At 63.7% G+C, this 22,183-nt stretch carries 2 protein-coding genes; both read left to right on the top strand.

The window, feature by feature from the left end:
- Positions 1–84 precede the first annotated feature (84 nt).
- Entirely contained in the window at positions 85–11,283 is an 11,199-nt protein-coding gene (locus tag QXK92_RS13440) for a PPE family protein (protein ID WP_306242096.1), read from the top strand.
- Between the two features lie 231 nt (positions 11,284–11,514).
- Positions 11,515–22,176, top strand: a complete 10,662-nt coding sequence (locus QXK92_RS13435; protein WP_306242095.1) for a PPE family protein — start codon at positions 11,515–11,517, stop codon at positions 22,174–22,176.
- The last annotated feature ends 7 nt before the right edge of the window (positions 22,177–22,183 follow it).

Genomic DNA, 22,183 nt, shown 5'->3' with positions numbered 1-22,183 from the left:
TCGAGCCGCTTGGTCAAAGGCGCTACGCCTAATGACGAGTGATGAGACCATGATCTGCACCCAAATCGACGGAAGGTGGTGCGGTTGAACTTTCAGCTCTTGCCTCCCGAAGTTAATTCTTTATTGATGCGGGCAGGCGCCGGTTCGGAGCCGTTACTGACGGCGGCCAACGCCTGGGACGGGTTGGCAGCTGAGCTGGGAGCCGCGGCGCAATCGTTCGGGTCGGTGACCTCCGGTTTGGCCAACGCCTCATGGCAGGGTCCGGCGTCGGCGGCGATGGCGGCCGCGGCCGCACCGTATGCCGGGTGGTTGACCGAGGTGGCGGCACAGGCGTCCGTGATGGCCGGGCAGGCCCGGGCGGCCGCGGGGGTGTACGAGGCGGCGCTGACGGCGCTCGTGGATCCGCTGACGATCGTCGCCAACCGGCTGCAGCGCACGTCGCTGGCCATGACGAACATCTTCGGCCAGAACACGCCGGCCATTGCGGCCGCCGAGGCAGCCTACGAACTGATGTGGGCCCAGGATGTGGCCACGATGGCGGGCTATCACGCCGGCGCGGCCGCGGTGGCGTCCGGGTTGCCCGCGTTCGCCGACCTCGTCGGCGGCGCCAACGCATTCGTCAACGCCGTCCTGACCGACCCCTCGAAGGTGCTCAGCCTCAACGCGGGATGGGCTCATGTCGGCAACTACAACGTCGGCCTGGGCAACGTCGGTGCGTTCAACCTCGGCGCCGCTAATGCCGGTGTGCGCAATCTGGGCTTCGCGAACGTCGGTGACGGCAATTTCGGGCTGGGAAATGTCGGAACCGCCAATTGGGGCCTCGGCAATTCCGGCTTGACACTCGGTACCGCCGGTCTGGGTAATGTCGGATTCGGCAATGCCGGGGGCGGCAACGTCGGCCTTGCGAACATCGGCCTGGGCAATATCGGCTTCGGCAATACCGGCAACAACAACATCGGCATCGGTCTGACCGGTGACAACCTGACCGGCATCGGGGGGCTCAACTCCGGGCAGGGCAACATCGGCCTGTTCAACTCGGGCACCGACAACGTCGGGTTCTTCAACAGCGGGACCGGCAACTTCGGGTTGTTCAACTCCGGCAGCTACAGCACCGGTGTGGGCAACGCCGGGATGGGCTCGACCGGGTTCTTCAACACCGGCAACTTCAGCTCAGGGCTGGCGAATGTCGGCCACTACAACACCGGCAGCTTCAACATCGGCAACGCCAACACCGGTGACTTCAACCCGGGCAGCGTCAACACCGGCTGGTTCAACACCGGCAACACCAATACGGGAATCGCCAACTCCGGCAACGTGAACACCGGAGCCTTCATCTCGGGCAACTACAGCAACGGCATGCTGTGGCGCGGTGATTTCCAGGGTCTGTTCGGCTTCGGCGCCGGATCGTCGATTCCGGCCATTCCCATCGGGATCGGCATCAACGGCGGCATCGGCCCGATCACGCTGTTGCCGATTCCGATCATCCCGGCCATACCGCTGAACATCCACTACACCTTCAACATCCCGCCCCTGGCCGTTCCCGACATCACCATTCCGGCATTCTCGGTGGGCACCGGCATACCGATCAACATCGGACCGCTCACGGTTTCGTCGATCACGCTCGTCGCGCAACAGCAATTTCCGTCTATCGTTTTCTCGGCCGGTCCCTTCAACGCTCTGGGAATCGTCACGATACCGGCGACCACCGCCTCCGACGGCACCGTTACCGGGCCGATCCACATTGACACCCGAATTCCCGTGTTGAATTTCAACGTCAACTGGAATACCCCGGAGGTCAAGCTTTTCCCGAATGCGATCAGCATTCCCGACAACCCGCTGTCGCTGCTCACCAATCTGTCGCTGGGAACCCCGGGATTCACCATCCCCGGATTCAGCATCCCGGGACAACCGATTCCGTTCACCATCGACATCGATGGCCAGATTGACGGGTTCACCACCCCGGCCATCACCATCGACCGCATTCCGCTGGACGTCGGTGCCGGCATCCGGATCGGCCCGATCCCGATTCAGGGCATCAACATTCCCGCGTCCCCGGGTTTCGGGAACACGACCACCGCGCCGTCGTCGGGCTTCTTCAACAGCGGCGCGGGCGGGGTGTCGGGTTTCGGCAACTTCGGGTCCGGTGTCTCAGGCTGGTGGAACCAGGCGGCCGGTGCCCTGGTCGGCACGAGTTCGGGCTACCTCAACGCCGCATCGCTGGGTTCGGGCGTGCTGAACGTCGGTTCGGGAGTGTCGGGCTTGTACAACACCGCGGCGGTGGGGGCGCCGGCGGTGGTGTCGGGTCTGGGCAACGTCGGTCATCACGTAGCGGGCTTATTGACGGCCGGGGACGGGGTGAGCCGGACGCTGATCGCCAACATCGGTCTGGCCGATGTCGGCAACTTCAATCTCGGCCTGGGCAATATCGGGGACCTCAACCTGGGGTTGGGCAACCTCGGGTCGCAGAACCTAGGCCTGGGCAATATCGGTGACCTCAACGTCGGGTTCGCCAATATCGGCAACGGCAATGTCGGGCTGGGCAACTCGGGATTGTCGACGGGTCTGGCCGGGCTGGGCAATGTCGGATTGGGCAATGCGGGCAGCAACAACATCGGGTTGGCCAATGCGGGGTTGGGCAATGTCGGGTTGGCCAATACCGGTAGCAACAATCTGGGGATCGGTCTCTCAGGGGACAACCTGACCGGGATCGGGGCGCTGAATTCGGGGTCGGGCAATCTGGGCTTGTTCAACTCCGGGACGGGCAATGTCGGGTTCTTCAACACCGGGACCGGCAACTTCGGGCTGTTCAACTCCGGCAGTTACAACACCGGCATCGGCAATAGCGGATCGGCCTCTACCGGTCTCTTCAATGCCGGCAACTTCAATACCGGCTTGGGCAATGCCGGGCACTACAACTCGGGCAGTTTCAACGCCGGCAACGTCAACACCGGTGATTTCAACCCGGGCAACATCAACAGTGGCTGGTTCAACACCGGACATGCCAGCACCGGCATCGCCAACAGCGGTAGTACCGACACCGGCGCATTCATGTCCGGCAACTACAGCAACGGCATTCTGTGGCGCGGCAACTACGAAGGCCTGATCGGCGCCTACTTCGCCCCCACCATCTCCCGGTTCCCCGTCACGCTGCACGTCGCCGGTCTGGTCGGCCCCATCCACGTCGCGCCCATCCCGGTCCCGGCGGTCCACTTCGCCGTCACCAACGCGGCGGTCGGCCTGGGCCCGATCAACGTCGCGCCCATCACCGTCCCGGCGATCCCCATCGATGCGGTGGGTTCGGTTGACCTGGCAGCCAATTCGATCGCTCCGATCCGGCTTCTCGACCAGCTCGGTGGCGCCGTTTCGGCACGCATCGGCTCGTTCTTCTTCAACAATCCCTTCGTCGCGATCGACAAGTACGGCAACCCGAACGGGTTCTTCCTGTCGAACCTGTCGCTGGGCGGGGTGCGGATCAGCGGCCCCACCCCGGGCAGCGACATCCCGCTGCGGATCACCTTTGCCAGCGACGCGCTGACCCTGCTCCCGAACGGTTTCTCCATTCCGGGCCAGACGGTGGCCACGGTCAACGTATCCGGTGGCAACGACGCCTTCACGTTCTTCCCGAACGGCCTGACCATCCCGAAGGCCTCCGCCGGGGTGGCAAACCTGGTCGGTGGCATCGACGCCTTCACCCTGTTGCCCAACGGCTTCACGCTCAGCATCCCGGCCACTGTCGACGGCGTCGCCTACGTCGGGGAGATCCCCATTCAGCTGATCAACCTGCCGGCGACGCCCGGGTTCGGCAACTCGACCACCACCCCCTCCTCGGGCTTCTTCAACACCGGCCCGGGCGGGGGGTCCGGGTGGGGCAACTCGGGCGTCGGTATGTCGGGCCTGTGGAACCAGGCTTCGAGCGCGCTGACGGGCACGACGTCAGGCCTCGCCAACTTCGGTGGGCTCGGATCCGGCCTGCTGAACTCCGGCGCCGGAGTGTCGGGTTTCTTGAACACCGCCGCGCTGGGGTCGCCCGCCCTGGTCTCGGGTCTGGGCAACATCGGTCACCACCTATCCGGACTTTTCCTGGCCGGCACCACCCTCAATGCCGGCAGCAGCATCGCCAATATCGGGTGGGCCGACCTGGGCGTCGGCAACCTCGGTTTCGGCAACGTCGGCGACGTCAACCTGGGTGCGGCCAACATCGGGGTGCAGAACCTGGGCCTGGGCAACATCGGCACCAGCAACGTCGGATTCGCCAACGTCGGCACGTCCAATTACGGGTTCGGCAACTCCGGTCTGTCGGTGGGTCTGCCCGGTATCGGCAACGTCGGCTTCGGCAACGCCGGCGGCGGCAACATCGGGCTGGCCAACCTGGGTCTGGGCAACATCGGATTCGCCAACACCGGCAACAACAACATCGGCATCGGACTGGTGGGGGACAACCTCACCGGCATCGGTGGGCTCAATTCCGGGCAGGGCAACGTCGGTTTGTTCAACTCCGGCACCAACAACGTCGGGTTCTTCAACACCGGCACCGGCAACTTCGGCCTGTTCAACTCCGGCAATTACAACACCGGCATCGGCAACTCAGGGACGGCTTCCACCGGTCTCTTTAATGCCGGCAACTTCAACACCGGACTGGCCAACACCGGGCACTACAACTCCGGCAGCTTCAACGCCGGCGACACCAACACCGGCGATTTCAACCCGGGCGACATCAACACCGGCTGGTTCAACACCGGCCACTCCAACACCGGCCTGCTGAACTCCGGCACCCTCAACACCGGCGCCTTCATCAGCGGCTACGGCAACAACGGCCTGTTCTGGCGGGGCAACAACGCCGGCCAAGCCAGCTTCTACTACGGCATCACGATCCCCGAGTTCCCGATCCACATCGTCACTACCGGCGGCGTCGGCCCTATCGTCATCCCGGACATCGATATCCTGCCGCCGCTGCACATCGACCTCAGCGGAGCAGCCAACTACGGCTTCACGTTGCCGGACATTCCGATTCCGGCCATTCACATCGGCTTCGGCGGTGGGGCCAACGTCAACTTCGAGGCGCCGGCCACCACCTTGCTCTCCGCGTTGAACGTCACCGGAAACGTCACCGCCGGCCCGCTCACCGCCTCGAACATCGTCCTCAATCCCTTCAACATCAACCTGGCGGTTCCCCAAGCGCTGCAAGATCCGCCCTTCAACCTGCCGCCGTCCATCGGCTTCGAACTGGTCGCCCCGCTGATCCTCGATTTCGTGACCCTCGGCGGCCTGTCAGTGCCGATCCAGCAGGCTATGGATCCCATTGCCTTGCAGGCGATTTCAATCAGCCAGGCGATCCCGATCGACATCCCGCCGATCGATATCCCGGCGCAGACGATCAAGGGGATGTCGATGAGCGACATCCTGCCGCTCAACTACTCGCTGGACACCCCGGCCATCTCCCTGACCGGCATGACCATCCCGGCGATCCCGCTGAACTACGACATTCCGCTGACGGCGGGTCCGTTCCACATCTCGATCATCGACCTCAAGCCGGTCCCGGGCTTCGGAAATTCGAGCACTGCGCCCTCCTCGGGATTCTTCAACTCCGGTGCCGGCGGCGGATCGGGCTTTTTCAACGAGGGTTCGGCCATCTCGGGTCTGCTCAACCAGGCCGCCAAAGAATCGATGCTGGGGACCCTCTCCGGCCTGGGCAACACCGGCGGCCTGTCCTCGGGATTACTCAACTCCGGCACCGCCATCTCGGGCCTGTTCAACGTCACCGGTGTGGACTTCAACACCCCCGCGTTCATCTCGGGTTTCAGCAACCTCGGCGACCATCTGTCCGGGATCTCCTACAAGGGCCTGTACGCGATGATCACCTATCCCTCCGGCCCCAGCGTCATCTCCGAATTCTTCGACAACGTCATCGCGGAACTGGAAAACCTCGACATTCGCAACGCGCTCAACCTCGGCAACGTCGGCGGTATCAATGCCGGCTTCGGCAACCTCGGCGACCTCAATTTCGGGGCGGGCAACTCCGGCAACGCCAACTTCGGCTTCGGCAACCTCGGCGCCCAGAACTTCGGCTTCGGCAACCTCGGCGACGGCAACGTCGGGTTCGGCAACATCGGTGACGGCAACTTCGGATTCGGCAACTCAGGCCTGACCGCGGGACTGGCCGGTCTGGGCAACGTCGGCTTCGGCAACGCCGGCAACGCCAACACCGGCTTCGCCAACGCCGGCCTGGGCAATATCGGCTTCGCCAACACCGGCACCAACAACATCGGCATCGGCCTGTCCGGCGACAATCTCACCGGCATCGGCGCGCTGAATTCCGGAAGCGGCAATATCGGCCTGTTCAACTCGGGGACCGGCAACGTCGGCTTCTTCAACACCGGCACCGGCAACTTCGGATTGTTCAACTCGGGCAGCTACAACACCGGCATCGGCAACAGCGGATCGGTCTCTACTGGTCTTTTCAATGCCGGCAATTTCGACACCGGCGTGGCCAACACCGGGCACTACAACACCGGCAGCTTCAACGTCGGCGACGCCAACACCGGCGACTTCAACCCGGGCAACGTCAACACCGGCTGGTTCAACGTCGGCAACACCAACACCGGGCTGTTCAACACCGGCAACGTCAACACCGGCGCGTTCAACTCTGGCAACTTCAACAACGGCGCCCTGTGGACCGGTGACTGGCACGGCACCTTCGGCTTCCGCTACGACCTGCAAATCCCGGCGAGCACCATTTTCGACTTCGACCAGACCTTCGACTTCGGGCCCATCAAACTCAGCGACCCCATTCACATTCCGGGAATGTCGCTGTTCGACGTCCACCAGATCATCAATGTCGGGCCCTACGTCATCCCACAGGTCGATATTCCGGCGTTCGAGCTCGATATTCACCAGACTTTGGAGATCCCGCCGATCGTCTTCCTGCAGGGCATGACGCTCGGCGGACAGACCTACACCACGCCGTTCAACAACCCGCCCGGCCTCGCCTCGGAATTCACCCTGCCGATCGTCAAGGTGCGGGTTCCGCTGATCAGTGATGCCGTATGGACCATCGGGCAACCCAACGGCCTCGGATTCGACGGCAACGCCGGCTGGGCACGGGAACCGGTCACAGGCATCACCTTCTACACCGGCACCGGCTTCGCCACGTCCGGCTACAACTCGATCACCATTCCGGTCATCAATATCCCGACGATCATGACCGACGCCATTCCGCTGAATATCGACATCAGCGGCGGGCTGCCGGCCTTCACCCTGTTCCCCGGCGGACTCAACATTCCGCAGAACGCCATTCCGTTCACTATCGACGCCACCGGAATTCTCGACCCGATCACCATTTTCCCGAACGGTCTCACGATCGATTCGCTGCCCCTGCACGCGGCGCTGAACGTCACCATGCCGCAGAGCAGCGTCACGCTGATCGACATCCCGCGGACCGCGGGCTTCGGCAACACCTCGCCGACACCGTCGTCCGGCTTCTTCAACAGCGGCGCAGGTGGGGTGTCCGGCTTCGGCAACTTCGGTGCGGGCGTGTCGGGCTGGTGGAACCAGGCGACGAGCGCGTTCACCGGGTCCGCATCCGGCGTGCTCAACGCCGGCTCGCTGCACTCGGGACTGATGAACTTCGGCTCAGGGGTGTCCGGCCTGTTCAACACCAGCACGCTGCCGCTGGGAACACCCGCGGAGCTCTCGGGAATCGGTAATGTCGGCCAGCACCTGGCCGGGCTTTTCACCGCGGGGACGACGGGCAACCAGAGCCCCATCGTCAACGTCGGGCTGGCCGACGTGGGCAACCTCAACGTCGGACTGGGCAACATCGGCAGCTGGAACCTGGGCGCTGCCAACATCGGCCTGCAGAACCTGGGCTTCGGCAACGTCGGTGACGGCAATCTGGGACTGGGCAATGTCGGAAGCAGCAACGTCGGGTTCGGCAACGCGGGCCTGACGGTGGGACTGCCGGGCATCGGCAACGTCGGCTTCGCCAACGCCGGCGGTGGCAACGTCGGCCTGGCCAACGTCGGACTGGGCAATATCGGGTTCGCCAACAGCGGCAACAACAACATCGGCATCGGCCTGGTCGGGGACAACCTGACCGGCATCGGCGCGCTGAATTCCGGAAGCGGCAATATCGGCCTGTTCAACTCGGGGACCGGGAACGTCGGGTTCTTCAATACCGGCACCGGCAACTTCGGGTTGTTCAATTCCGGCACCTACAACACCGGTATCGGCAATAGCGGAACGGCCTCTACTGGGTTCTTTAATGCGGGCAATTTCAATACCGGCCTGGCCAACCCCGGTCATTACAACACCGGCAGCTTCAACGCCGGCAGTACCAACAGCGGCGACTTCAACCCGGGCAACATCAACACCGGCTGGTTCAACACCGGCGACGCCAACACCGGCTTCGTCAACACCGGCAACGTCGGCACCGGCGCATTCATGTCGGGCAACTACAGCAACGGCCTGTTCTGGCGCGGGGAATACCAGGGTCTGTTCGGCCTGCACTACGAATATCCGCTGCCGCACATTCCGTTGCTGGACATTCACGGCAGCGGCGAGTTCGGCCCCGTGGTCATTCCCCCCATCCCGATCCCGGCCACCCACCTGCAACTGGGCGGGAACGTCGCGATGGGCTCGTTCACCATTCCGCAGATCGACATCCCCGCGCTCAACCCCGACATCATCGGAAGCATCGGATTCGGTCCGATCCATGTCCCGTCCGTCCACATCCCCGGCATCGACTCCATCAAAGTCGTCATGCACACCGACCCGGTGCGGGGACCGAACACAGCTATCAGTCCGTTCCTCATCTGGACGGAGGGTGACAGGTCCGGCATCTACCTTGGCCCCACTTACTATTCGTTCGGCGCGGATTACTTCCCGTCGTCGATCCTTGATCCCCCCACGCCGTTCGCGGTCAACAACATCACGGCCAATGGTGGCCTGGCGGGCGAAGCCAACACCTTCATCAACATCGTCACCCAAGGCTTCAACACCCCCGAACTCAACATCGGCCGGATTCCCGCGGGTTTCCACGTACCCGGCTTCGTCGACCCGATCACCGTCTTCCCCGGCGGCGTGACGTTCCCGGCGGCCAACCTGGTCAACCTCGGCGTCAGCGCGGGCAGCCTGGGCGTCGACATCCCGGCGATCACCTTCCCGCAGATCCTGGGCAACGTCGACGGCACCGTGTACGTGATCTCCAGCAACATCCCGTTCGTCAACATCCCGGCCACACCGGGCATCGGCAACATGACGACCGTCCCGTCGTCCGGCTTCTTCAACAGCGGGGCCGGTGGGGGTTCGGGCTGGGGCAACTTCGGTGCCGGCATGTCCGGTTGGTGGAACCAGGCGCACAACGCATTGCTGGGCACGGGTTCGGGTTACTTCAACGTCGGCACGCTGAATTCCGGCCTGCTCAACTTCGGTTCGGGGGTGTCGGGGTTCTACAACACCGCAGCCCTGGGGGCGCCGGCGTTGGTGTCGGGTTTGAACAACGTGGGTCATCACGTGGCGGGGTTGTTGACGGCCGGGGACGGGGTGAGCCGGACGCTGATCGCCAACATCGGTCTGGCCGACGTCGGCAACTTCAACCTGGGCCTGGGCAATATCGGGGACCTCAACCTGGGGTTGGGCAACCTCGGGTCGCAGAACCTGGGCCTGGGCAACATCGGTGACCTCAATGTCGGGTTCGCCAATGTCGGGCACGGCAACGTCGGGTTCGGCAACGGCGGGTTGTCGGCCGGTCTGGCCGGGTTGGGCAACGTCGGGCTGGGCAATGCCGGCAACAACAACGTGGGGCTGGCCAATGTGGGCCTGGGCAATATCGGGTTGGCCAACACCGGTAACAACAACGTGGGTATCGGGCTGAGCGGCGACAACCTGACCGGAATCGGAGCGCTGAATTCGGGGTCGGGCAATCTGGGCTTGTTCAACTCCGGGACCGGCAATGTCGGGTTCTTCAACACCGGCACCGGCAACTTCGGTCTGTTCAACTCGGGCAACTACAACACCGGCATCGGCAATGCCGGCACGGCGTCCACGGGGCTGTTCAATGCCGGGAATTTCAACACCGGTCTGGGCAATGCCGGGCACTACAACTCGGGCAGCTTCAACGCCGGCAACGTCAACACCGGCGACTTCAACCCGGGCGACATCAACAGTGGCTGGTTCAACACCGGACATGCCAGCACCGGCTTCGTCAACACCGGCAGCATCGACACCGGCGCGTTCATGTCCGGCAACTACAGCAACGGCATCCTCTGGCGTGGCAACTACCAGGGCCTGGCCGGCGTCGCACTCGGTTACACCGTGCCGCAGTTCCCGGCGGTCGGTGGCGACCTGATCGGCGGCGTCGGGCCGATCACGGTGCTGCCGCCGATCCAGATTCCGTCAATCCCGTTGTACATCAACACAAATGGTGGCATCGGCCCGGTCAGCATCCCGTCCATCCCGATCCCCTCGATCCACCTCGGCATCAACCCCACCCTGGATATCGGCCCGATCAGCGTCGGCCAATTCAGTGTCAGCGTCCCCGGCTTCGTGGTGAACTACAGCACTGCCCCGAGCACGTCCATCTCCGGGGGCAGTTCAGACTTCGTCGTGGTCGCCAGCTACGCCCTGCGCGTACCCGGAGCGATCACGATCTCGGGCAGCCAGGCCGGTATCCCCGGCTCGTCGCCGGGATTCACCGTGAACCCGATTACGATTCTGGCCGGGACGGCGACGTTCCCCGGGTTCACCATTCCGCTGGCACCAATCCACATTGGACTACCGATATCCCTGACCATCCCCGGCTCCGGCATTCCCGGCGGCGGGATTCCCAGCATCCCGCTGAACTTCGGGCTGAACTTCGCCACGCCCGCGTTCGGGCTCCCGACCGCCGTCATCGACCGGATTCCGCTGGACCTGCACGTCACGTCGACCGTCGGTCCGATCGAGATTCCGATCGTCGATTTCGGCAGGACTCCAGGCTTCTGGAATACGACTCTGCTGCCGTCGTCGGGCTTGTTCAACGTCGGCGGCGGCGGGGGCTCGGGCTTCTGGAATTCCGGGGCGGGGCTGTCCGGGTTCCTGAACGCGATCTCCGACCCGTCGCTCGGATCGTCATCGGGAGCCCTCAACTTCGGCACGCAGCTCTCCGGGCTGCTCAACCGCGGCGCCGGCATGTCGGGGGTGTTCAACACCAGCACGCTCGACCTGATCACCCAGGCGTTCAACTCCGGCTGGATGAATATCGGCCAGAAACTGTCCGGCCTGATTTATATCGGAACAGGGCCCTGATCCGCGCCTTAGCCAGTGCCACGGGCGGCTGTGCACTCTGCACTATTTAGCGGGACCGATGTGGGCAATTTGACCTTGGGTCACCGTATTGCGCAGAGCATCATTGGTCGCGCGCCGCGTCGCGCTCCGACGCGGTGTAGATGTTCGAATGGCTCACCAAATAACAACCACACAAATTGCTAATCAGGGTTTGCGTGGATTGCACTGAAAGACTATGAGGTGGCGAGGCGGGTGAGCTTCCATGCATTCCCCCCCGAAGTAAATTCCATCTTGATGTATGGCGGCGCGGGTGTGGGACCTTTGCTGGACGCGGCCGCTGCGTGGGACGTACTGGCCTCCGAGCTGAGTTCGGTCGCGACGTCGTTCGACTCGCTGACCGCGGGGGTGGCTGATACCTTCTGGCTCGGCCCGTCTTCGCAGGCGATGACGGCCGCCGCCAATTCGTACTCGGCCTGTCTGGATTCGGCGGCCGCCGCCGCGGAGGCGACCGCCGGGCAGGTCCGGGTTGCGGCCGCCGTGTTCGAGGCGGCGCTGGCGGGGACGGTCCACCCGCTGCTGATCACCGCCAACAGGTCCCACCTGTTGTCGTTGGTGTTGTCGAATCTGTTTGGGCAGAACACACCGGCCATCGCGACTGCCGAGGCCGCCTACGAGCAGATGTGGGCCCAGGATGTGGCGGCAATGGCCGGCTACCATGCGGGTGCCGCGGCGGCGTTAGCCCCCCTGCCGTCGTTTGCTGACATGGTCAAGACGCTCACCCTGAACGCCGGACTTGCCCAGGTCGGCAATGGCAACATCGGCGCGGGGAACGTGGGGATTCTGAATCTGGGCGCGGCCAATGCCGGCACCCAGAACCTGGGTTTCGCGAATTCCGGGAGTCTAAACCTTGGTCTGAGCAATATCGGTGACGCGAATTTCGGATTCGGTAATTCCGCACTCGGATTGCTGGCCGGCGGCAATATCGGCCTGGCTAACGCCGGCATGAAAAACGTCGGTTTCGGCAACATGGGCTCGGGCAATCTCGGATTCGCCAACACCGGCACGGGCAACGTCGGTATCGGACTGAGCGGCAACAACCTGACGGGTATCGCCGGGGTGAATTCGGGGACCGGCAATATCGGGTTGTTCAACTCGGGCACCGGCAACATCGGCTTTTTCAACACCGGCACCGGCAACTTCGGCCTGTTCAACTCGGGCAGTTACAACGCCGGGCTGGGCAATTCGGGGTTGGCGAGCACCGGCTTCTTCAATGTCGGTGATTTCAACACGGGTCTGGGGAACACCGGCAACTACAACACTGGCAGCTTCAACGCGGGCAGCTTCAACACCGGCGACGTCAACCCGGGCAACGTGAACACCGGGTGGTTCAACACCGGCAACACCAACACCGGCGTCGCGAACGCGGGCAACGTCAACACCGGCGCCTTCGTGTCCGGCAACTACAGCAACGGACTGTTGTGGCGCGGCGACTACCAGGGCCTGTGGGGGTCCGAGGCGGGCTTCTCGATCCCGCCCATCCCGATCCGGTTGGGCCTCGTCGGCGGCATCGGCCCCATCACCTTGCTGCCCATCCCGATTCTCCCCACCATCCCGTTGAACATCCATCACACGTTTTACCTTCCGCCCCTTGTCATTCCGGACATCGTGGTACCCGCATTCGGCGGGGGCACCCCCATCTCGATCAGCGTCGGGCCGCTCACCCTCTCCCCACTGAAACTTGCCAACGCCCAACAGTGGGGGCCGCTCAACGTGACCATCCCCGCCGGCAACCTGGGCACCAACGTGGGGATCCCGGGGGTGATCCAAATCCCGGCGATGCAAACGATTTCCAGCGACGGCACCGTCAATACCACCGGTCCTATCCGGATCAACACCAACTTCCCCGCGCTGAACCTGGTGATGAACTGGAATACGCCGGCGATCACGGCGTTCCCGGACGGTATCGCCGTCCCCAATGCGGCACTCGATCTGCTCACCACGTTGTCGGTGGGAACCCCGGGCTTCACCATTCCGGGTTTCAGCATCCCCGGGGATCCGATTCCGGTGACGATCGACATCTCCGGGCAGATCGACGGGTTCACCATTCCGGCGATCACCATCGACCGCATCCCGCTGGACATCGGGGCAGGCATCACCGTCGGGCCCATCCCGGTCCATCTCCTCGACATGCCGGCAAGCCCCGGTTTCGGGAATACAACGACGGCACCGTCGTCGGGATTCTTCAACACCGGCGCGGGCGGGACATCGGGGTTCGGCAACGCCGGATCGAGCCTGTCGGGGTGGTGGAACCAGGCGTCCGGCGCGTTGACGGGGGCGGGTTCCGGGGTGGGCAACGCCGGCACCTGGAGTTCGGGCCTGCTGAACTGGGGCTCAGGGATTTCGGGCTTCTACAACACCAGCGGGCTGGACATGACGGCTCCCGGGGTGGTCTCCGGCCTGGGCAATGTGGGCCACAACTTGGCCGGGATGGTGTCGATCGGCACCGCACTCAATCGGACGGTCATGGCCAACTTCGGATTCGCCGACGTCGGCAACTTCAACCTCGGACTGGGCAATGTCGGGGACTACAACCTGGGCCTGGGCAACCTCGGCGGGCACAACCTGGGTCTGGGCAACGTCGGGGACGCAAACTTCGGGTTCGCCAACCTGGGGCACGGCAATATCGGGTTCGGTAACTCGGGTGTGGCGTTGGGCCTGCCGGGCCTGGGCAACCTCGGGTTCGGCAACGCCGGCAGCGGCAACTTCGGTGCCGCCAACACCGGCCTGGACAACATCGGGTTCGCCAACACCGGCAACAACAACATCGGTATCGGGCTCAACGGCGACAATCTGACCGGCTTCGGCTACCTGAACACCGGCAGCGCGAATATCGGCTTGTTCAACTCAGGCACCGGCAACACCGGGTTCTTCAACAGCGGCAACGGGAACTTCGGGTTGTTCAACTCGGGCGACTTCAACACCGGCATCGGCAATAGCGGAACCGGATCGACTGGGCTCTTTAACGCGGGCAACTTCAACACCGGACTGGCCAACGCCGGCCACTACAACACCGGCAACTTCAACGTCGGCAGCACCAACACCGGCGACCTCAACCCGGGCAGCATCAACACCGGATGGTTCAATACCGGGCACGCCGGCACCGGCTTTGCCAACTCGGGTTCGGTGAGCACCGGAGTCTTCATGTCGGGCAACTACAGCAACGGCGTCTTCTGGCGGGGCGGCTACCAGGGTCTGTTCGGCGCGTACTTCGGGCCGTATATCTCCGAATTCCCGGTCACCGCCCACGTTGCGGGTCTCGTCGGACCCGTGCACATTGCGCCCGTTGCGGTGCCTGCACTGCACTTCCGGGTCGCCAACGCATCGATCGGCCTGGGCCCGATCCACTTCGACCCGATCACCGTTCCGGCCATCCCCGTGCAAGGGCTGGGAACCGTGGATCTCGGGGCGAACACCATCGGGCCGCTGAAGGCGCTCGACGCCTTCGGCGGCGCGGTATCGCTCGCCCTCAACTCCTTCACCCTGGGCAACCCGCTGGTCGAGGTGAAGGAGGTCACCCTGGGAACGGGCTACCTGATGAACATCAAGGTACCCAGCCCCACGTTCGGCGGTGCCACACCGGGAAGCCCAATTCCCCTCGCGTTCAACGTAAACGTCCCTCAGATCAACCTTCTCCCGAACGGCTTCGACATTCTCGCGCAACGGCTGGTGCAAGCCAGCGTGACCGGCGGCAACGACGCCTTCACCTTCTTCCCGCAGGGCCTGACCATCCCGGAAGGCTCAGCGGGGGTCGCCAACCTGGTCGGTGGAATCGACGGGTTCACGCTGCTGCCGAACGGCTTCACGATGTCGGTCCCGGCCACCATCGACGGGACGGTCACCATCGGCGCCATCCGTTTCCCGATCGTCGACGTGCCGCCGGTCCCGGGTTTCGGGAACACGACCACCACCCCGTCCTCGGGATTCTTCAACACCGGTGCCGGCGGGGGGTCCGGCTTCGGCAACTTCGGCTCGGGCATGTCGGGATGGGGAAACCTGGCCTCAAATGCTTTGGCAGGGACAACCTCTGGGTTCGCCAACGTCGGAAGGCTCGGCTCGGGTCTGCTCAACTTCGGCTCGGGTGTCTCGGGTGTCTACAACACCAGCGTGCTGGACCTGGCCACGCCCGCGGCGGTCTCCGGTATGGGCAACGTCGGCCAGCTGCTGTCGGGAGCGTTCCTGAACGGCACCGTGCTGAACCCCGCGCTTGTCAACCTCGGCCTGGCCGACGTCGGCCACTCCAATATCGGCTTCGGCAATCTCGGCGACCTCAACCTGGGCCTGGGCAACGCCGGGAGCGGCAACATCGGGTTCGGCAATCTCGGAAACGGCAACGTCGGGTTCGGCCATATCGGCAACGGCAACCTCGGGTTGGCCAACATCGGCAACAACAACATCGGTATCGGGCTGGTCGGCGACAACCAGTACGGAATCGGTGGCCTCACCTCCGGTTTCAACTCGGGGCAGGGCAACATCGGGTTGTTCAACTCGGGCAGCAACAACCTCGGATTCTTCAACAGCGGGACCGGCAACGTCGGATTGTTCAACGCCGGCAATGTCAACACCGGCCTGGCCAACGCCGGCCACTACAACACCGGCAGCTTCAACGTCGGCGATGTCAACACCGGCGACTTCAATCCGGGCAGCATCAATAGCGGTTGGTTCAACACCGGTCGCGCGAATACCGGTGTGGGCAACGCGGGCAACGTCGGCACCGGCGCCTTCATGACCGGTAGCTACGGCAACGGCTCGCTATGGCGGGGCGACCACCAGGGCCTGTTCGGGTTCTCCTACGGGATCACGATTCCCGAATTCCCGATACACGTCACCACAACCGGTGGTGTCGGCCCGATCGTCATTCCCGACATCGACATCCTTCCGCCGCTCCGCTTCGCGCTGACCGCAGATGTGAACTACGGCTTCGCCGTACCGGACATCCCCATCCCCGCAATCCACATCGGGTTTGACGGCGGTGCCCTGGTGCGGTTCTTCGCGCCGGAGACCACGCTGCTGCAGTCGACCGACATCACCGGGAACTACGCCTACGGCCCGGTGATCCTGCGCAACATCAATATTCCGGCATTCCCGTACAAATTCGTGCTGGACCCGGGCGGCCTCAATATCGTTTTCGAGGGGGAGCTCGGCCCTGTCGCGCTCGGTGATTTCCCGGCCGTCGCCGCGGTCACGGCGCCTTTGACCATCACCATCCCCGAAGTTCCGCTGGACGCCATCGACATCACTCAGTACATCCCCATCGACATACCGCCCATCGACATTCCGGCCTCCGTCATCAAGGGAATGTCGATCTCGGGGACCGTGCCGATCAACGTGGCGGCGGACATCCCGGCCGTCTCCATCCAGGGAATGACCGTCCCGGCAATCCCGGTGAACTTCGACCTGCTCACCACAGTTGCGCCGATCAATATCTCGATCATCGACATCAAGCCGGTCACCGGCTTCGGCAACGCGACCACCCTGCCGTCCTCAGGCATCTTCAACACCGGCGGTGGCGGCGGCTCCGGCTTCATGAACTTCGGCGCCGGCATCTCCGGCCTGTTCAACGTGACCACGCTGAATCCCGAGACACCGGCGCTGATGTCGGGTTTCAGCAATATGGGCCACCACATGTCCGGGTTGTCCCTCGACGGTCTGATCGCGATGATCACCTATCCCGCCCCGCCCAGCATCTTCGATCCGTTCTTCGCCGAGTTGAAGTATCTGGATTTCGCCAACGCGCTGAACCTGGGCAACGTCGGCGGCATCAACATCGGCCTGGGCAATGACGGCGTGCTGAACCTGGGCGCGGGCAACGTCGGCGGCAGCAACGTGGGGTTCGGCAACCTCGGCATGAGCAACCTGGGATTCGGCAACATCGGGAACGCCAACTACGGCTTCGGAAACATCGGCAACGGCAATGTCGGTTTCGGCAATGCGGCCCTGGGGGCTTGGGTGGGAGGCAACGCCGGGTTCGGTAACGCCGGCGGCGGCAACCTCGGCGCGGCCAACATGGGCCTGGGCAACATCGGGTTGGCCAATTCGGGCAGCAACAACATCGGGATCGGGTTGGTCGGCGACAACCTGACCGGGATCGGGGCGCTGAATTCGGGGTCGGGCAATCTGGGGTTGTTCAATTCCGGGACCGGCAATATCGGGTTCTTCAATTCCGGGACCGGCAACGTGGGGTTGTTCAACTCGGGTAGTCACAACACCGGCGTCGGGAACAGTGGGACGGCCAGTACCGGGTTGTTCAATGCCGGTCATTTCGACACCGGCGTCGGTAATGCCGGCCACTACAACACGGGCAGCTTCAACGTCGGCAGCACGAATACCGGTGACTTCAATTCCGGCGATGTCAATACCGGCTGGTTCAACGTCGGCGACACCAACACCGGGATGTTCAACACGGGCAACGTCAACACCGGAGCGTTCAATTCCGGCAGCTTCAACAACGGGGTGTTGTGGACTGGGGACCGGCACTGGCTGGCCGGGTTGTCGATCAATATCGAGATCCCTGCCACGACCATTCTCGACCTGCACCAAACGGTCAATCTCGGGCCAGTCGAGATTCCGCAAATCGATCTCCCGGGCATGTCGTTGTTCGACGTCCACGAACTGTTCGAGATCGGCCCGTTCACCATCCCGCAGATCGACGTTCCGGCGCTGGGCCTGGACATGCACGAAGTCATGGAGATCGCGCCGATCGTCCTGCTGGGACCCACCACGATTCCCGCGCAGAACATCGTCGTCCCCCTGAGCACCCCTGCCGGCACCGGGGAAACGACTCAGTCGCTACCCGTCATCAAGCTGACGGCACTCGGCGTGAACTGGCTGGTCGGGTCGACTTCGAGCAGCACCGGTCCCTTCCTGGCGCCTGACAAGGGCATCACCATTCACACCGGACCCGGCCCGGCGACCACCGGACAGCTCACCATCAGCCTGCCGGCCATCGAAATCCCGCAGATCGCCACGTCCAGCATCCCGCTGACCATCGATCTGTCCGGTGGCCTGCCCGCGTTCACCCTGTTCCCAGGGGGCCTGAACATTCCGCAACAGGCGATTCCCCTGACCATCGATGCGACCGGTCTGCTCGATCCGATCACCTTCTTCCCGGGCGGCTACTCGATCGACCTGCCGCTGCACTTCGACGTCAACGTCAGCGTGCCGCACAGCAGCGTCGCCCTGACGCTCATCCCGGCGAACCCGGGCTTCGGGAATACGACGGCGTTGCCGTCGTCGGGTTTCTTCAACAGTGGTGGGGGTGGGGGTTCGGGTTTCGGCAATTTCGGTGCGGGAGTGTCGGGTTGGTGGAATCAGGCGTCGAGTGCGGTGGTGGGGACGGCGTCGGGGTTGGGCAATGTGGGGATGTTGCAGTCGGGTTTGTTGAATTGGGGCGCTGGGGTGTCGGGGGTGTACAACACCAGTGCTTTGGGTCTGGTGACGCCGGCGATGCTCTCGGGTATCGGCGGGGGGTGGGCCGGTGCGGGTTCGCTGAATCTGGGGTGGGGCAATGTCGGGGATCTGAACGTGGGGTTGGGCAATCTGGGCCTGCACAACGTGGGGTTGGGCAATGTCGGGTCCGGCAATTACGGGTTCGGCAACGTCGGCGACGGCAATGTCGGTTTCGGCAATGCGGCGCTGGGGGCGTGGGTGGGGGGCAACGTCGGGTTCGGTAACGCCGGCGGCGGCAACTTCGGTGCGGCCAACATGGGTCTGGGCAATATCGGGTTGGCCAATTCGGGCAGCAACAATCTCGGGATCGGGTTGGTGGGGGACAACCTGACCGGGATCGGGGCGCTGAATTCGGGGTCGGGCAATCTGGGGTTGTTCAATTCGGGGACCGGCAATATCGGGTTCTTCAATTCCGGGACCGGCAATGTGGGGTTGTTCAACTCGGGTAGCTACAACACCGGCGTCGGGAACAGTGGGACGGCCAGCACCGGGTTGTTCAATGCGGGTGATTTCAACAGTGGTGTGGGCAATGTCGGGCATTACAACACCGGGTCGTTCAATGTGGGCGACACCAATACCGGTGATCTCAATCCGGGGGATACCAACACCGGCTGGTTGAACAGTGGTGATGCCAACACCGGGTTCGCCAACTCCGGAAGCGTCAACACCGGGGCCTTCATCAGCGGCAACTACAGCAACGGCATCCTGTGGCGGGGCGAATACCAGGGCCTGTTCAGCTACTCCTATAACCTGGACATTCCCCAGATCCCGCTGGTGGATGCGCACGTGGCCGGTGGCTTCGGGCCCGTCGTCCTCCCGCCGATCCCAATTCCTTCCACCAACCTGCATCTCAGCGGCAACGTCGCGATGGGTGAGTTCATCATTCCCGAAATCAATATCGCCATCCCCGACCCGAACATCACGGGAATCGTCAACATCGGGCCGTTCACCCTGCCATCCGTCAGTATTCCCAGCATTTCTGCCACCATTCACCAGATCGTGTCCGCCAGCGTCGGCGCCTACACGAAGATAGACCCGATCGAAATATGGACAAACGATCCGACGGTGACTTTCTATTCGATCGGCGGGAATTCGGGCGTTCCTTACGCCACGGGCCAGATCGTGATGGGCCCGGGCTTCGGTGGTGGATCGGACATCCTGGTCAACGCGGCCACCCGGGCGTTCAATACTCCGGTCATCTCTGTCGGGCAGATCCCGGTGGGCTTCCGCGTTCCCGGCAGCATCGACGCGCTCACCCTATTCCCGGGTGGCCTGAGGTTCGGCAACGCATCGTTGCTGAACCTCGACGTCATCGCCGGTACCCAGGCCGTCACCATCCCGTCCATCACCTGGCCGGAGATCTCGGCCAACGTCGACGGCACCGCATACGTCATCGCGAGCCACGTTCGGCTGATCGACGTTCCACTGACCCCGGGCTTCGGGAATACGACGGCGTTGCCGTCGTCGGGTTTCTTCAACAGTGGTGGGGGTGGGGGTTCGGGTTTCGGCAATTTCGGTGCGGGAGTGTCGGGTTGGTGGAATCAGGCGTCGAGTGCGGTGGTGGGGACGGCGTCGGGGTTGGGCAATGTGGGGATGTTGCAGTCGGGTTTGTTGAATTGGGGCGCTGGGGTGTCGGGGGTGTACAACACCAGTGCTTTGGGTCTGGTGACGCCGGCGATGCTCTCGGGTATCGGCGGGGGGTGGGCCGGTGCGGGTTCGCTGAATCTGGGGTGGGGCAATGTCGGGGATCTGAACGTGGGGTTGGGCAATCTGGGCCTGCACAACGTGGGGTTGGGCAATGTCGGGTCCGGCAATTACGGGTTCGGCAATGTCGGCGACGGCAATGTCGGTTTCGGCAATGCGGCGCTGGGGGCGTGGGTGGGGGGCAACGCCGGGTTCGGTAACGCCGGTGGCGGCAACTTCGGTGCGGCCAACATGGGTCTGGGCAATATCGGGTTGGCCAATTCGGGCAGCAACAATCTCGGGATCGGGTTGGTGGGGGACAACCTGACCGGTATCGGTGGGTTGAATTCGGGGTCGGGCAATCTCGGGTTGTTCAATTCGGGGACCGGCAATATCGGGTTCTTCAATTCCGGGACCGGCAATGTGGGGTTGTTCAACTCGGGTAGCTACAACACCGGTGTCGGGAACAGTGGGACGGCCAGTACCGGGTTGTTCAATGCGGGTGATTTCAACAGTGGTGTGGGCAATGTCGGGCATTACAACTCCGGGTCGTTCAATGTGGGCGACACCAATACCGGTGATCTCAATCCTGGGGATACCAACACGGGCTGGTTGAACAGTGGTGATGCCAACACCGGGTTCGCCAACTCCGGCAGCGTCAACACCGGGGCCTTCATCAGCGGCAACTACAGCAACGGCATCCTGTGGCGCGGCGAATATCAGGGCCTGATCGGTTACTCGCTCGACTACACCCTTCCGCAATTCCCCCTCGTGGCCGCCGACGTCACCGGGGGCATCGGTCCCATCACCGTCTTGCCGCACATCTACATCCCGCCGATCCCGTGGGGCATCACCGCCGCCGGGGGCATCGGCCCGGTGCCGATCCCCTCCTTCGACATCCCCACCATCCACCTGGGCGTCAACCCCACCATCGACATCGGCTCGATCACCGTCGAACCCTTCTCCCTCACCACCCCCGGCCTGATCCTGGGGCCCGTCACCATCGGCGACGTCACCAGCACCTCCGGATCGATGTCGGACGTGTGGCTGACGCCCAGCTACCTACCACCGATCAAGGTCGTGACGGCCAGTCCCGGCGGATCGACCTCCACCGCAAAGGGATTCACCATCACAGCCGTGGCCTGGGACTCCGCGACGATCGACTTCCCGGGCTTCACCATCCCGCTGGATCCAGTCAGCATCGGCCTGCCGCTGTCGCTGACCATTCCGGGAATCACCGTCCCCGGCGGTGCGATCCCTCAGCTTCCGCTGGGGCTCAGCCTGTCCAATGCCATCCCGGCGATCGACATCCCGCCGCTGGTCGTCATCGACCGGATTCCGCTCGACCTGCATCTGGACAGCGCGCTCGGCCCCGTCAACGTGCCCATCGTCGGGTTCGGTGGCACACCCGGCTTCCTGAACACCACCACCGGGGCCTCGTCGGGCTTCTTCAACGCCGGCGGGGGCGGCGGCTCGGGGTACTGGAACACCGGCACTGGCATGTCCGGCTGGTACAACGCCATGTCCGACGTGTCGCTGGGCGCCGCCTCGGGTTTTTACAACTTCGGCACGCAGCTGTCCGGCATCCTCAACCGCGGCGCGGGCCTCTCGGGGGCGTTCAACACCGGCACCCTCGGCCTCATCGCTGCGGCCTTCGACTCTGGTTTTGCCAACGTCGGCCGACAACTCGCGGGCTGGCTGTTCACCGGCATCGGGCCGTCCTAAGCCCGTC

This window comes from Mycobacterium sp. TY815, assembly GCF_030755135.1.
Classification (GTDB): domain Bacteria; phylum Actinomycetota; class Actinomycetes; order Mycobacteriales; family Mycobacteriaceae; genus Mycobacterium.
Note: the sequence above shows the minus strand (reverse complement) of the source record. Positions and strands in the feature narration are given on the sequence as shown.